Source organism: Maribellus sediminis (assembly GCF_011799805.1).
Lineage (GTDB): Bacteria > Bacteroidota > Bacteroidia > Bacteroidales > Prolixibacteraceae > Draconibacterium > Draconibacterium sediminis_A.
In genome coordinates, this window is sequence record NZ_WXUB01000004.1 from 455595 (window position 1) to 471270 (window position 15676).

Genomic DNA, 15676 nt, shown 5'->3' on the forward strand with positions numbered 1-15676 from the left:
AAAAAAACAGGAACCCGATCCGGATCCCTGTTTAATGATTTAATGTGTGATTTATCGTCTGTTCAAAATAAGCTTTCGCATGTAATGTTGCCCGTCAACCTGAACGTTTACCAGGTACATTCCTGAAACCTGCTCGCTGAGGTTAAAGTTGATACGCTGACTTGCCAGGTATGACTTTTTCAGGATCTGTTTACCGCTAATGTCGGTCACCAGCACTTCAATGTCGCCTGTTACCTGCGCATCAAATTCGAGGGTCACCAATCCTTTCGAAGGATTCGGGAACAGGTTCAGGTTTAGTTCGTTTAAACTAATCTCGTTGGTGCCTACCATAAATCCGTCGACACAAATATTGAAAGTATCACTTACTGAAACACCGGAAGGATCGCTTGCAGTAATTACAACAGAAATACAACCGGTGTCTGCAATCGAAGGTGTTGCATAAAGCGTATCGTTCATAATTTCGAGCCAGGCAGGCAGCGTTGAATTTTCTTCCAATGCAATTTCAATCAGCAACGAGTCGCCGTCGTAATCAACAAATACCGAATCGTTGAAAGGTATTTTTATCACCTGTCCGGCATTTACTTCCTGGTCGGCAATGGCATTCATGACCATCGGCGCCTGGTTGGTGTAATTAACAGTAAGCATAAAACTTTGTGTCGTAATGCCACCTTCGCTGTCCTCAACGCTTACCGTGATGGTATCGCTGCCCATTGCATTAGGTGCCAGCGTTAACTGCAATTCTCCCACTGAAGCCGGCGAAGTGTAATTTACAGCAATGCCGCTCACAACATCAGAATTCAATCCTGAGGCGGTAACTGCAATACTTTGTTCGGCACAATCGGCACCATAAGAAATTCCGGTAAGCGGGATTGTTAGTTCTGACGGATGGCCTGTTGTATCTACATTCGCAATCATATCGAGAGTAGGACTGAGGTTTTCAGCAAAAACCGTAACAAAGAATGAGAATTCCAGCGAATCTCCTTGCGTATCTGTTAGCAGCCATTTTTCTTCGGTTGTACCTACCGGGAAAGCACCATCGGGACCGAGACCTGATATTTGGGTGAATTCGGAGCATAAATTGTTTGTTGCAAGTTCAGGGTAGGAAATTGAGATTGTAGTATCGCATACGCCAGCACCGACCATTACTTCAATATCATCGATTTCATTCACTACAAGTGGGAAAGTATCGATAACATTAATAAGACGGCTGCAGCTACCTTTGTTCCCTGCTTCGTCAACGGCAAAAACCTGCACTATTATTTGGTGTCCGAGTTCGTTGCAGTTGAATTCCTTTGGATAAGGAATCGCATAAATACTGAGATCTTCCTGAGCTGTTGCATTATCCCAGGTTCCTTTTGAAAGTGCAATAACATCATCGTCCGAAAGCGGATATTCACCGTTTTCATCTAGATATATGGTAATTGGATTACATTTTATATTGGGAACAGAATTGTCTTCAACAGACACTATAGCTGTGCAGCTATCTACATTTCCGCTTACATCTGAAACGTAAAGTGTTACCAGGTTATCCCCAACATCGGCACTATAATACATATAATTGTCAAGCCACATACTGTCGATACTGCAATTGTCGCTTGAACCGCCATCGATTTGAGCGGCGGTAATGCTCGCATTTCCGCCTTGATCGAGGTTGACGGCAATATTTTTACATACCGCCATTGGTTTTATGGTGTCTTCAACGGTAATTGTTGCAACACAGGAGTCAATGCTTCCACTGGCATCACTAACAAACAGCGTAACATTGTTGGTACCCAATTCACTACAGTTGAAATCATATTTGTCAAGCCACATGGAATCGATTGAACAATTATCAGTAGAGCCGTTATCAACTTCTGTGGCCGAGATCGTTGCTTGTCCGTAAGAATCGAGGAAAACTGAAAGGTCTTGACAAACGCTTTGCGGATTTACCGTATCAATTGTAATAACAGTAAACTTACAACTATCTATGTTTCCAGCTGCATCGCTCGCAAAGATCGTGACGTTAATCGAATCGGAAAACAGAGTTCCCGGCGTTGGTGATTGCGTAACAACAGGATTGGGATCGCAAAGGTCTGATACCGTTACAAGTGAGGTAAAATCGTCCAGCTTACCCTGGCAATTCTCATCAGAATAAACCATTTGGGTTCCCGGACATAATATCGTTGGAGGTTGATTGTCATCCACAACTACAATGGCAGATATGGTATCCTGGCAGCCAAATATGGTGTCGGTTACTGTCAATAACACTTTGTAAGTACCATATTGAGTGTAAGTATGGATAGGATTTTGCGCTGTTGATGTATTACCATCGCCAAAATCCCAAAACCATGTATCAGGGAGGATCGATTGGTCGGTAAAGAATACCGTGTGTGGTATTGAACATCCGGTTGAAGGAGCCAGAGTAAATTTGGCTTTGGGAGGATGGATGGTTATAAAGTCTTGTTTTACAATGGAGTCAATACAACCATTCGTATTTCCGACAATCAGTTTTACAGAATAAGTTCCGGGTGTTTCATACTTATGAACCGGATTCTGTAACGCTTCTGTTGGAGAACCATCGCCAAAATCCCACAACCAGGTGGTTCCTCCGTTGCTGTTATCAGTGAAACTAATTATTGAATTCACACATCCTTTGTCGATGTCAGATATGAAGTCAGCATTTACTCCGTCCAAAGAAATATTGAATGTGCAGCTTGTGCTTTTGGCGCCGCTAAATGCCGTAATGGTTACGAGAGTGTCGTTTAGTCCTAACGGAGTTCCGGCGGCCGGAACCTGCCTCAGCGAATCGATTCCGCAGGGATGCCAGGCAGTGGCCAGAGATCGGTAGTCTCCCAGAATGAATTCACAATTGTTGTCGATACTGACTACCTGGTCAGAAGGACAGGTCAATGCAATGTTAAGGTTCTCTTCGATTAAAACAGTTACCTCGCAGTAATCGCTGTTTCCGCTTGCGTCGTTTGCTGAAAGTTGAACAATGTTTGTTCCTAAGTCGTCACAAGTAAACACGGAATCAGATAGGGTATAAGTTACCGGTCCGCAGGCTTCAGTCGCAGGTGAGGCTAACAGGTCGGTGGCATAAACGGTGGCCGTTCCACTTGAGTCCAACTCAACAACCAAGCCATTGATACATATCGGTGCTGGAGGAATAGTGTCCAAAACGGTAACAGTAGCATTACAGGTGCTGGTATTGCCTACAGCATCGAATACAGTAAGCACAACGGTTCGGTCGCCTATACTGTCGCAGGTAAAATCGGTGGCTGAAGCAGCAAGCGAATCAGCCCCGCAAGCATCAAGTACGTTCAGTGAGATGTCGGACGGAACGATGGAGGCATTTCCTGTATTATCAAGATAAATTGAAATGTCTTTACAGAGCGCCGGTACGGTTACGTTGCCGGAAACCCGAATATTATCAAAAACGAGTTCTTCTGATCCGCCGTCCTGTTCTACCATGATCCGGATTTTCATCACATCGCCTGAACCTGTAAAATTGAAATCAAAATCGGAAACTGAACCGTTTGGAACAACATCTCCATATGGCCCGCCACCACCTAATGTGTCCGGGTCATTGTCCAGATCGACACGCAAATCGCCTCCAAATTCATCATCTCCTTCAAATAAGCCAAAAGTGTTCCACCCGGCTCCGTCGATATTGTACTGAAGGTAAATATTGTCTGTTTTTTCCCAACGCGTACCGTTGCTGTTACTGGTTCCCATTGAAATGGACACTGCAAATGAAGAATTACCGGTTATTGTCATCGGGGCAAATTCGATAATGCCCGGTGTTATTCCGTTCGAGCCGCTCATCACATCTTCGCTCGCCCAAAAATACGATCCATCAATTCCGGTAACTGATTCGGCATGTCCGGTAGGTTGGGTATTGGTTCTGAAAAAGAATTCAGGACTTGGGCTGTCATTAAACGTGTTAGAAACGTAGGTAATTCCTTCACCGTCGGTTTCAAAACTTTCGGCAAAAGGGATACAAACTTCATCATTGATCACATCCATAATGTTGATCGTTCGTGAAAGCGTGTTACTGTCGTCGGTGCCGTCGTTCACTGTAAAGCAGATCTCACGTGCAGAATTTGACGGGTTGGTTGTATTTGTATTTTGGTAGGCAACAGACCGTAATATACTCTGATAACTGGACAAAGATGCAGTACCCGTAAATGTTAGAATACCGGTTGACGGATCAAAAATGCCGCCAATTCCGGCTATCGGGCTGAACGATAAAACATCTTCAGAAGTATTGAATCCGCTGCAGATCGAAACAACTGCACTGTCAAGTTCGGTATCGTCAATGTCGCTCACGGTAATGGTATTACTCACTTGCAAGGGCCCGTCACCTTCAGTAAAAAGCAAATTTTCGCTTTCGATGGAAGCCAGAACAGGTGCATAATTTGATGGAGGCGTTGAACTTCCCTGAACCACGATTTGGTCGAAGGCAAATTCTTCGCTGCCGTCAAGGCCACATAACCTGACCCTGACCCTTAAGTTCGTACCGATTCCGGGAACATTAAAAGTAAAATTGGTAAATGTTGCCGGAATGTCTGAAGCTCCAGGATCAGCTACTCCATCCAGATTTATATCCTGACGGAGAAAACCTCCGAACTCTCCATCTCCCACAAACTGTCCGATGGTTGTATATGAACCTCCATCCCAACTTGTTTGGATTTTTATCGAATCACCCCATTCCCAGTGAGTACCTGTTCGCCCGGTTGCCATATACAATGAAACTGTGATACTGGAATACCCGGAAGCATTTAGTGGATTTAGTGTTAAGGTAGAAAAAGTTGCATTCGGATTGGCTGTAGACTCAATATCTTCAGCAACCCAGAACCAACTTCCCTGAACATTTAACAGCACGCCACCAAATGAACCACAACTAGTGAACGGACCATTATCGTTTGTCCTCAAAAAATAGTCGCTGCTCGTACAATCAGAGAAAGTTGTAGAAGTATATCTGCTCCCTTCTCCATCGGTTTCAAAGCCTTCGGTTAATAGTGTGGTTTGAGAAAAAGCCTGAACAAAAGACAGGAGCATTATGGCTGAAAGAAGTAAAAAATGTTTCATTGCTACTCGTTTTTAAATTTGGGATGGTTGTTCTATAGATCATTGTCAGTTGCGGGATGGATAAATTCCTTCGAGGGCAATGATGAAATTGACACATTGGTAAGGTTGGATATTGTTGTGTGGCAGATTACCACCACTGTTTCCAACAGTTACCTCAACGGCGTTAGCCTTCATCGTAGTATTGGGTGTTTCCGCATAGCCTTCGGTACCACCTGAAAGCGATGCCGGAACAGCATTCCCGGGATTGGATTCATCGGGTTGACCGTTTTTAGCCTGAATGGTTCCGTTTGCAGTATGATTGTGAGACGGCATCTCCGGTGTCGTCAGCGTAACTGTCTCAGTACCGCTCCTTTCACCCAGCCTACGTGTGCTTAGTCCGGGACCTGAGCCCGGATGCATAGCCAATCTTCCGCGAAGGTCAGGGAGGGCAAAGGTCGTTCGTCCATCTCCGCCGTATGTTGTTCCGAGAATTGAGAAAAGAGCCTGATAGTTGTTTATTGGTAAAATTTGCCCGTCGCATAAAGCCCAGCCACGTGGTGCAAAATTACCCCCAAACATTATTATTTGTCCGATAAAAGGTTCCATAGTTATTTGTTTTAATTACGTGATGGGAAAACTCCTTGTAAAGCGATAATGTAATTCACACAGTTGAAGGGCTGCACATTTGTATGTGGCAGGTTTCCTCCGTTGTTGCCTACGGTAATATCAACACCACCGCTTTTCATAGTTGTATTGGGTGTTTCAGCATAGCCTTCGGCACCACCGGTAAGCGATGCAGGTACCGTTCCTCCGGGATTGGATTCATCGGGTTGTCCGTTTTTTGCCTGAACAGTTCCGGTGGCAGCATGGTTATGGGACGGCATTTCCGACGTTGTTAATGTAACTGACTCAGTACCTCCTTTTTGACCTAAAATCCGTGAAGATAATCCCGGACCATGCCCCGGATGCATTGCTACCCGGCCACGTAGGTCCGGTAATGCAAAAGTTGTTCTGCCATCACCTCCATATGTTGTACCCAAAATAGAGAATAAGGCAGTATTGGAAGAAATAGGGAGTAAAGTGCCGTCGCAGAAAGCCCAGCCTCGGGGCGGAAAGTTGCCGGCAAACATCATAATTTGTCCTAAAAAGGGATCCATAATTTATAAGATTTAATGGTGAATAAAAATTTATCTATACAAACAGGTATGGATTTAGCCATCCTGAATGAATGTTTTCGTCTTCTCTTCTAAAACTTTCTTCGAAGTCTTTGGTGGTTTCGATTTGATCGATAACCGTATTTGCCGGTAACGAAAAGCTGCCTTGTGTAGTTTTACACAAATAAGCAACCTGCTCAATGAATCCGGTTTGAGTGTTAAGCACTGATTGGTCCGATGGAGAATTTTTTAGAAGGACCTGGGGTTTGCTAGATTCCTGGTAGCTTACACTTTGAATCTCAGCAGTCAATAGTCCGGTTTGATAGCCTAAAAAACTAAACTGATCCGGATCAGAAGAAAACTGATTGTGGTAAGCATTTACAAAATGAATATTGTTTCGATTATCGAGTTCTTTTATCCACGAGCTGACATGGTACAAGTTATTTGCAGCACTTCCGAGTTGTATTGCCAAACTTTTTTCGGTAACAAACGAAGTAGTAACAACCGGTATTTTTAGACCATTGTTATGGTAAGTTTGCAGAAATGCAGTCGCCTCGTGTTTATTCATTAAAAGAAACAGGGCATCACTCTTTCCCTTTTCCAGTTGTTGTATAGTTTGTTCAAAGAAATTGGGATCAGTCCGGTCATTTATAAATTTATTTGTGATTTCGCCGCCAGCCTGTTCTACTGCGCTTTGAAAACTGTAAATAGTGTCGTAACCACAGTCGTGTATATCGCTGACAATGCTTATGTTTTTTCCAAATTTGTTTACCATTAACTTACCTGAAAGCGCTGAATTGCGGCACAAATCAAGCGAGCTGTAAAACAAATATGGATTTTTTCGAATGGTTGCCGATGGAATGTTTTCGCCTGCATTTGCAACAACGACAGGTATCTTTGCAGCTTCTGTTATTTCGCTAATCCTGTCGCCGACATCGGTGTTTACAAGACTAATCAGGCTGTTAACCTGGTTATTTTGAATAAGGTGCTGCGTTTTTCTGATCGTTTGCGATTGATATCCAAACTTTACCATTTCTGTAATTGGCTCAAACCTTATGTTTTCGTTTGATATCCATTGAAATGCAAGGTGAACACCATTTAAAAAAGATTCAGAATATTCTGAGTTTGTCGAAGAAGTTGCCACTAAAATTCCAACACGGTGTACCCCTGATTTTGCTTTCGAAAACAGTGGAGATATCGAATTTGGACTCACAATTACTCCTGCGCCTAAAGTCAGATTTTTTAGAAAATTTCTTCTTGTATTCATTTTGAAAAGTTTCGGGTTGTAATGCAATACAATTTAAGACTAATTTATCTTAAATAAAAACTAAGTATGTAATTACCTGTATAATAATTTATGATTAGTGATTGTTTAAATCTGTGATCAGGGTTTATGTTTCAGACTGATAGTGTGTTATGGTACTATGTGCAATTATGCAGCAGTAAAATATTCATATTCTGAATACTTAATGAATTTTGATGTGGTGAATACTTAGCAATTCGGAGGCTAAGATTTAATCATTATTTTTTAAATAATATCAATTTGTCCATAAATCTTTTGTTAAATGAGTTGACAGCCAGCTTATTAATTTTAATCTCTTATTTAGAATCAGTAAAACTGTTGACTCGTATTGCCTAATTGTTGTAACTTGCATTTACTGTTAAATCACTTGAATTCTTTAAAGGATTCATTTTAGTACAGAAAAGACGCCAAAGCCCTTTTATCATTAGAATTTTATAGGTATCCCGCAGGGAGTTAACTCGTATGTAGGTCGTTTTAATACAAACCCTAATGAGAGAAAAATGATATTCGAGACCGTACAAATTCTAAAAGAACAACTTGAAAAATACTTTGACGAAGTAGGACTTGGCAAGACCCTGGTACTTGATAATGTCGCACTTTGGGAGTCGGGATCGAAAGATGCCGATCGAATCGAAGGAAAGGTTATAATCAGCCTGCTAAATATTGAGGAAGAAACCACGTTAAAGAACTTTTCTTCGACCCGCGTGGTAAATAATAAAACCGAATACCGAAATCCTCCCGTGAATCTTAATTTGTACCTGCTGGTTGCGGCTAACTGTTCAACATACGACATTTCGCTGAGTAGTATTTCGCGTACCATTGAATTTTTCCAGGGTAAAAAAATATTCACTTCATCAAACACAGTTTACAACCGATCGAACGCTTCGTTTGGAGTGCTCGACCATTTCAAATTTGTAGTTGAACTGTTCACGCCCGGATTTGAAGTATTGAATAACATCTGGGGAACTTTGGGTGGCCGGCAGTTGCCTTCAGTGATCTATAAAGTGCAGATCATTCAGATTGAACGCGATAAAAAACTGGCCAGTTCAGAAGTAATTACACACATTGGTGGCACCCTAAACGATATGAAACAATGACATTCGCAATTACATATAAACCCCTGTTCGAGGTAAAAATATTACACCTTTATTATTTGAATAAAGGCGACGTTGAGTTCTTCTCGATGAATGACAATGACAAGGAAAAGCAGCTTGCCGGATACGATATATCCACGTTTTTTAGAATTGTCCCCACATCTGTAACCCAAAACAAACTCGAAGGACACAAACTTGTTTTCAAGCGGCATACCAGCGGCTTTACAATATGGGTGAATGTTTCAGAAGTTGATGAATCAACTCCCCTGATCGCACTGGATGACACACTGGAACTGTCTTTTTTGTTAAAATTAAATGCACACACATTCTTTAATCTTACTCACCTGGATTTATCGAATGCCGGTAAGCTCTTTTTCTTTTCCAATAAACGTTTAAACACCGAATCTCCGGGGTTTCCGCTCGTCCCCTTAAGCAGTGGGAAATTGGCTGTCAACGATGATTTTATTGCAAGCAGCGATGGAGAGAAACAAGTTTTGAAGGAATTGACCAGCGCTGAAAAAAACGGTTTGTTCGGGGTGATTCGTGTTTCGATGAAGGGCGAAAATGCTTCGTTGAATGTAACCGATGCTCAACAAAAAATCAGCGAACCTTTTGCCTCTTTCCAGTTACTGTTCGAAAACCGAAAGACTTACTGGAGGTATTTTTTCAATACCGATCAGAAGGTGAAAAAGAATAAAGATGATGTAGACTTTGAAGATGGAAATCCGCGGCAACTGGTAACAAATGAAGAACATCCTCTCACCGAAAAAGGATTTGTATCGATTGAACTCGACGGGGCAGAACTCCCGAATCCGGACGCTAACATGATAAAGCCCAACGGGGCCGACAATAAAATATACTCAGAAATATACATGTAACATTAAATCAAAACAGTTATGGCAACAACGTACAAAACACCGGGCGTTTATGTGGAAGAAATCTCCATTTTTCCGCCTTCGGTCGCTCAGGTAGAGACCGCGATCCCCGCCTTTATTGGCTACACCGAAATGGCTGTAGTTGATGGCGTTGACTTTCATGCCGAAAGTATTCTTAAACCCATAAAAATAGGCTCGCTAAAAGAATACGAGTTCTTTTTTGGTGGAGCACCTGATCCTACTACCATTCAGATTGAATTAAAAGCCGATAATACGGTGAAATCTGCGGTAGTGAACGGTAAATTTCTTTTATACGATTCCTTGCGCATGTTTTTCTCAAATGGCGGCGGCGACTGCTACATTGTTTCCGTTGGCGCTTATTCACCCGATCCTTTTAGCGATTTATCAGCAGTAAAAACAGCTTTGCTTGCCGGATTGGCAACACTCGAAAAAGAAGACCTGCCAACACTGCTACTTATACCGGAATCCGTTCATCTGGCCGAAGCAAGCGCAGGCGAAGTTCACGCTGCCATGCTGGCTCAGTGCAACAAATTGCAGGACCGTTTTTCGGTACTCGATATTGTAAACGGCGATAAAGATGCAACACCAACTGCCGATCCGGTGGCCAAATTCAGGAATAACGTGGGCATGAATTACCTGAAATACGGAGCCACTTATTACCCCTGGATAAAGACCACGTTGCCGTTTAAAATCGATTACGATGCCATTGTAGCCGGAACATTCTCAAAAGGTGGTGCGCCGGTAAGTCCGGTAACTTCCTTGTTCAACAGCGATCTGGTGGCTATTATCGGACATCTGGATACCGATATTGCTGCCAAAGCCGCACCGGTCGCTTTAGGTCCAATTACCACCAGGCCGCAACTGGTTACGCAGGCAGGTGTTATTTATGACGCTTTTGAAGCATTCCACGACCTGACGTTTACCGACAGTGATACTGCTGATCCAAAATCAGCTGCCAGCCTGCATGCCAAGACTATTGCGGCAGATACGCCTTTTCATAAGTTGCTGAAAGTGTTGTACGATTACGTTTATTTCAGCGATGCTGCAAACGGCAGCGTACCGGCCGGTCCTCCGTGGGACGTTCCGATTTTAACCCTGGCCGATTTTGGCACTGATTTTACGGGCTACACTTTTGCAGCGCCTACCACCTCGTCTAACGACATATATTCCGATACCAGCACAGCCACGAAGGCTGCTCCGTTTTTCACCGCACTTTACGACAAGTTGAATGCCCTGATTAATGGATTCTACTCGGAGCTGGCAGCCACACGCAAAGTGAGGACCGAAACGCTGAAACAGATCGATCCGGTGTACAGCGGAATTGTTGCAGCAATTAATAAGCAAGGAGTTGTACTTCCACCAAGTGGAGCAATTGTTGGTGTTTATGCAGCAGTTGATGCCAATCGTGGCGTGTGGAAAGCCCCTGCAAATGTTTCCCTGACCGCAGTTAAAGGTCCGGCAGTAAACATTACGAGTGAAGATCAGGAAAGTCTGAATATCGATACCGAAGCCGGAAAATCAGTAAATGCCATCCGTGCTTTTACCGGAAAAGGCACCCTGATATGGGGAGCACGAACGCTGGCCGGAAACGACAACGAGTGGCGCTATGTTTCGGTACGTCGTTTCTTTAATATGGTCGAAGAATCGGTTAAAAAAGCCACCGGAATATTTGTATTCGAGCCTAACGATGCCAACACCTGGGTAAAAGTAAAAGCAATGATCGATAATTACCTGGTGAACCTGTGGAAAGCCGGAGCTCTGGCCGGGTCGACGCCTGACAAAGCTTTCTTCGTAAAAGTAGGCCTGGGTGAAACCATGACCGCACAGGACATTCTCAATGGCTATATGATTATAGAAATTGGTATGGCTGCCGTTCGGCCGGCTGAATTCATTGTTCTGAGATTTTCACACAAAATGCAGGAGGTTTAATCAACAAACTTTTAAAGAATAAATTATGGCAACTACATATCCATTACCAAAGTTTCATTTTAAAGTGAGCTTTGGAGACACAGAATTTAACTGCACCGAAGTTTCAGGGCTCGATTTCGAACGCGAAGTGATCGAATACCGCGCCGGTGCCGATGCTGAATACCACAAGGCCAAACAACCCGGTCTTTCGAAGTACAGCAACATTACACTCAAACGCGGAACCTTCGCCGACAAAGGACGCGAGTTCTACGAAAAATGGGTGAAAACGGTTTATTTTCAGGAAGGTGAAGAGAAATACCGTGGCGATCTGGTGATCAGCCTTTTAAACGAAAGTCACGAACCTGTTATCAGCTGGAAGGCGATAAACGCTTACATCACAAAAATTCAGGCCACCGATTTTAAAGCCGATGGAAATGAAATTGCGATCGAAACAGCCGAGTTTGTTCACGAAAAACTGACCATGATCGAATGACAAACTTTCATCCACCCATAGGATTTCATTTCAGTGTTGAGTTTCCGGATATCACTTCCAGCAGCAACGATCAGCGCTTTCAGTCGGTTTCAGGATTAACTGTTGACGTGGATACCGAAGAAATTGCGGAAGGAGGTGAGAACCGGTTCAAACACAAGGTGCCGGTGCGTACCAAGTACCCAAACCTGGTTTTAAAACGAGGTTTGCTGGTTGATTCGGAAGTGATTAAATGGTGTCGCGATGCCGTTGAAAACTTCAGTTTTAAACCAACGAACCTGATTGTGAAACTGCTGAATGAAAAACATGAGCCACTGATGAGCTGGAACGTGGTTCACGCCTATCCGGTGAAATGGAGCATGAGCGATTTTAACGCCGAAGAAAGCAAACTGGCCATCGAAACGCTGGAACTCACTTATAACTACTTCAACGTAATTTAATTATGCCGATAGAGATAAAGGAACTGAATATCAAGATCAATGTTTCCGGCCAATCCGAACGTCCGCAAGCAGGTGGAGGTGAACAGGAAAGCGCGCAGGAGAAGATCATTGAAGCCTGTGTGGAACAGGTGATGGAACTTTTGTCGAAAAAAGAAGAACGCTGATATGTCGGGAGAACTTACAAAACTGCAGATTAAAGCATACCGCGACGAACAGTTTAACAACGAAATTGCCAATGGCGAATTCAGAGCTTTACTGAATCCTGAAAAGTATGTTTTCAAATACAAGGTTGAACAGAACAGCCGGCAGGCTTCAGGGACCAGTTCTTCCTCGCCGCGTTACAACCGTACTCCGCCCGAAGATCTGGAGTTGGAATTTATTTTCGACCGAACCGGGGTGTTGGTGAACTATGGCGAGCCTTCAACGTCCGATGACGACGAATTGTCGGTTGATGAGGGAGTTGGCGTGGCCGACGATATCGACCTGTTCAAACGTGTGGTATTCGATTACAATGGCGATGAACACCGCCCGAATTACCTCATTATTTCGTGGGGAGCACTTTTGTTTAAAGGTGTTCTCACCGAAATGGACATTACTTTTAAATTATTCAAAGCCGACGGAACACCTTTACGTGCTTCCGCCACTGCAAAATTTAAAGGTTTTATCGAGGATAATCTTCGGGTGGCGATCGAAAACAATTCGTCGCCCGACCTTACGCATGTTCGCATTGTGAAGGAAGGGGATACTTTGCCATTGATGACCCACCGCATTTACGGCGATTCGAAATATTACCTCGAAGTAGCCCGTGCGAATAAGATCAGCAACTTCAGAAAATTAACCGTTGGACAGAAGATTTTCTTTCCACCCATTGAGAAAGTATCATAATTATGCCTGAAACTCGAGTCATACCAACCGCACGGTCGGCCGACCTTGTAACTTTCAAAATACTAATTGAAGGCGAAGAATTGTCTTCAATCTACCAGGTTTTGAGCATTGCCGTGCAAAAGGAGATCAACCGGATTCCCTGGGCAAAAATCGTTTTGCTCGATGGCGATCCTGCCCAACAGGATTTTGTACTAAGCAACGAAAGTTTTTTTGTACCGGGAAAAGAGATCGAGATTAAGGCCGGTTATCACAATGAAGACGAAACTATTTTCAAAGGCATCGTTATCAGGCACAATCTGAAGATACGTTCCGACAAGGCACAGCTTGAAATTGAATGCAAAGACAAAGCTGTGAAACTAAGCATCGGGCGGAAAAGCAAGTATTTCTACGACAGTAAAGACAGTGACATTCTGGAAGAGATCATCAGTGCACACAGTCTGGAAGCTGAAGTAGATGCAACCGAAGTGGACTATCCTGAAATGGTACAATACCGTGTAAGCGACTGGGATTTCTGTGTTACACGCGCTCAGGCCAATGGTAAAGTTTGCGTGGTTGATGATGGCAAATTTTCAGTGCTGTCACCTGATTATGCTCAAACCGAAAAAATGACTCTGGTGTATGGCGCTACCATTCTTGATTTTGATGCAGAAATGGATGCCCGGAACCAGTTTGCCAATGTCACCAGTTTTGGCTGGGATGTGGCCAACCAGGAAGTGTTGGAAAAGGAAGCAAATAATGCCGACGTTCAATTAAACGGAAATATTTCGGCCGGTGAGCTGGCTTCTGTAATTGAATTGGATAAGCTCGAATTACGCGATGGAAGTGCCAGTACCGATGCCGGTTTACAGGACTGGGCCAATGCGAAAAAGCTCTTTAACCAGCTGTCAAAAATCCGTGGGCGCGTTCGTTTTCAGGGCGTAGCCGATGTAAAGCCAAATACTACACTCGCGTTGTCGGGTGTGGGTGATCGTTTTAATGGGAAGGTTTATGTATCCGCTGTTCGTCACCAGGTTGCTGAAGGTATCTGGACAACCGATGCGCAATTTGGTATCGATCCGGTTTGGTTTTCGGAAACAGTTGATATTAACGAAATGCCGGCTGCCGGATTGCTTGGTGCGGTTAGCGGATTGCATGTGGCCAAAGTCACGCAAATTCACGACGACCCGAACGGAGAATACCGGGTTAAAGTTCGTATGCCGATTATCAACAACGACGAACAAGGCGTATGGGCGCGTGTAGCCACTCTCGATGCCGGTGATAGCCGCGGATCGTTTTTCAGACCTGAACCTGACGACGAGGTGATTGTAGGATTTTTGAACGACGATCCAAACGATCCGGTGATTCTTGGTATGCTGAACAGTAGTGCCCTTCCTGCACCGCTTGAACCAGAAGAACCTAACAACGAAAAAGGTTTTGTAACCCGAAGCGAACTGAAATTCCTTTTCAACGACGAAAAAAAATCGATCGTTATGGAAACTCCGGGAGGAAAAACCATTACGGTTGACGATGATTCGGGCACGATCAAGATCGAAGATGAATCAGGAAATGTGAGCACTTTCGATTCAAGCGGGATAACACTCGAAAGCAGTGGAGATATTTCAATAAAGGCAACGGGCGATGTAAAAATCGAAGGAACGAATGTAAGCCTTACTGCCAATGCCGAATTTAAAGCCGAAGGCGCTGCCGGTTCAGAACTGGCATCGTCGGCGATAACAAAAGTTTCAGGATCACTAGTACAAATAAACTGATATGCCACCTGCAGCACGAATAACAGATATGCACACCTGCCCGGCTTTTAACGGGCCTTCGTCCCATGTTGGAGGACCGATACTACCTCCGGGAGAAAGCACGGTTTTTATTGAAGGATTACCTGCAGCCCGGGTGGGAGACATGGCTACCTGTATGGGACCGCCCGACACCATTGCAATGGGATCGGGAACGGTGCTGATCGGAGGAATGCCGGCCGCTCGCGTAGGTGATCTTACCGCACACGGCGGAACAATAGTAATGGGTAGCGGAACAGTAATAATTGGAGGTTGATATGAGCGAATACAATTCATTTTTAGGACGCGGTTGGAGCTTCCCTCCGGAATTCGACAAGGGTACAAAAAGCGTAAAGCTGCTGGAAGATGAGGACGACATTAAAAGCAGCCTGGAGATTTTGTTGTCAACGCGGCTGGGTGAACGAATCATGGTTCCCGATTACGGCTGTAACCTCGATGAATTGTTGTTTAAGCCTTTGAACCTGACACTGAAAACCTTTGTAATCGACCTGATAAAAAAGGCGATCCTGTATCACGAACCACGGATAGATGTGAATAAGATCGCCATCGATCCGATCAACGAGCTGGAAGGAGAACTGCTGATCAATATCGACTATACCATTCGTTCAACAAACTCGCGGAAAAATATGGTTTTCCCATTCTATAAAACTGAAGGCAGCGAAACATAAACATC

At 43.9% G+C, this 15676-nt stretch carries 14 protein-coding genes; 10 read left to right on the forward strand and 4 right to left on the reverse strand.

Going from position 1 to position 15676, the window contains the following annotated elements:
- Positions 1-51 precede the first annotated feature (51 nt).
- The 4 genes from HFD85_RS16655 to HFD85_RS16670 are packed head-to-tail and all read right to left on the reverse strand — an operon-like array spanning position 52 to position 7470.
- Positions 52-5070, reverse strand: a complete 5019-nt coding sequence (locus HFD85_RS16655) for a PKD domain-containing protein (protein ID WP_167612477.1) — start codon at positions 5068-5070, stop codon at positions 52-54.
- Positions 5071-5115: 45 nt separating this feature from the next.
- Positions 5116-5655, reverse strand: a complete 540-nt coding sequence (locus HFD85_RS16660) for a phage tail protein (protein ID WP_167612479.1) — start codon at positions 5653-5655, stop codon at positions 5116-5118.
- Between the two features lie 11 nt (positions 5656-5666).
- Entirely contained in the window at positions 5667-6206 is a 540-nt protein-coding gene (locus tag HFD85_RS16665) for a phage tail protein (RefSeq protein ID WP_206082003.1), read from the reverse strand.
- 34 nt (positions 6207-6240) lie between these two features.
- Positions 6241-7470 (reverse strand): ABC transporter substrate-binding protein, encoded by a 1230-nt coding sequence (locus HFD85_RS16670; protein WP_167612481.1) that lies wholly within the window; start codon positions 7468-7470, stop codon positions 6241-6243.
- A 536-nt stretch (positions 7471-8006) separates the two neighbouring features.
- Here HFD85_RS16670 and HFD85_RS16675 point away from each other — a divergent pair.
- Genes HFD85_RS16675 through HFD85_RS16720 form a run of 10 tightly spaced genes read left to right on the forward strand, consistent with a single transcriptional unit; the run spans position 8007 to position 15671 of the window.
- Positions 8007-8603 carry a Pvc16 family protein gene (locus tag HFD85_RS16675; protein WP_167612483.1) on the forward strand — a complete coding sequence of 199 codons (597 nt, stop codon included), beginning with the start codon at positions 8007-8009 and terminating at the stop codon, positions 8601-8603.
- On the forward strand, positions 8600-9478 hold the full coding sequence (locus HFD85_RS16680; protein ID WP_167612485.1) for a hypothetical protein: 879 nt from the start codon (positions 8600-8602) through the stop codon (positions 9476-9478). The genes HFD85_RS16675 and HFD85_RS16680 overlap by 4 nt, the downstream gene beginning before the upstream one ends.
- Before the next feature lie 18 nt (positions 9479-9496).
- Positions 9497-11425, forward strand: a complete 1929-nt coding sequence (locus HFD85_RS16685; RefSeq protein ID WP_167612487.1) for a phage tail sheath family protein — start codon at positions 9497-9499, stop codon at positions 11423-11425.
- A gap of 25 nt (positions 11426-11450) precedes the next feature.
- Positions 11451-11897: a phage tail protein gene (locus HFD85_RS16690; RefSeq protein WP_167612489.1), complete on the forward strand. Its 447-nt coding sequence runs from the start codon at positions 11451-11453 to the stop codon at positions 11895-11897.
- Positions 11894-12334 (forward strand): phage tail protein, encoded by a 441-nt coding sequence (locus HFD85_RS16695; RefSeq protein ID WP_167612491.1) that lies wholly within the window; start codon positions 11894-11896, stop codon positions 12332-12334. Before HFD85_RS16690 ends, HFD85_RS16695 begins: the two co-directional genes overlap by 4 nt.
- 2 nt (positions 12335-12336) lie before the next feature.
- Positions 12337-12498 (forward strand): DUF5908 family protein, encoded by a 162-nt coding sequence (locus HFD85_RS16700; RefSeq protein ID WP_167612493.1) that lies wholly within the window; start codon positions 12337-12339, stop codon positions 12496-12498.
- Between the two features lies 1 nt (position 12499).
- The gene (locus tag HFD85_RS16705) at positions 12500-13219 is read left to right on the forward strand and encodes a CIS tube protein (protein ID WP_167612495.1); all 720 of its coding nucleotides are present in this window, start codon (positions 12500-12502) and stop codon (positions 13217-13219) included.
- 2 nt (positions 13220-13221) lie between these two features.
- Complete coding sequence (gene vgrG / locus HFD85_RS16710; protein WP_167612497.1) at positions 13222-14967, forward strand: type VI secretion system tip protein VgrG; 1746 nt, start codon at positions 13222-13224, stop codon at positions 14965-14967.
- A gap of 1 nt (position 14968) precedes the next feature.
- Complete coding sequence (locus HFD85_RS16715; protein ID WP_167612499.1) at positions 14969-15259, forward strand: PAAR domain-containing protein; 291 nt, start codon at positions 14969-14971, stop codon at positions 15257-15259.
- A 1-nt stretch (position 15260) separates the two neighbouring features.
- Positions 15261-15671 carry a GPW/gp25 family protein gene (locus HFD85_RS16720; RefSeq protein ID WP_167612501.1) on the forward strand — a complete coding sequence of 137 codons (411 nt, stop codon included), beginning with the start codon at positions 15261-15263 and terminating at the stop codon, positions 15669-15671.
- Positions 15672-15676: the final 5 nt, after the last annotated feature.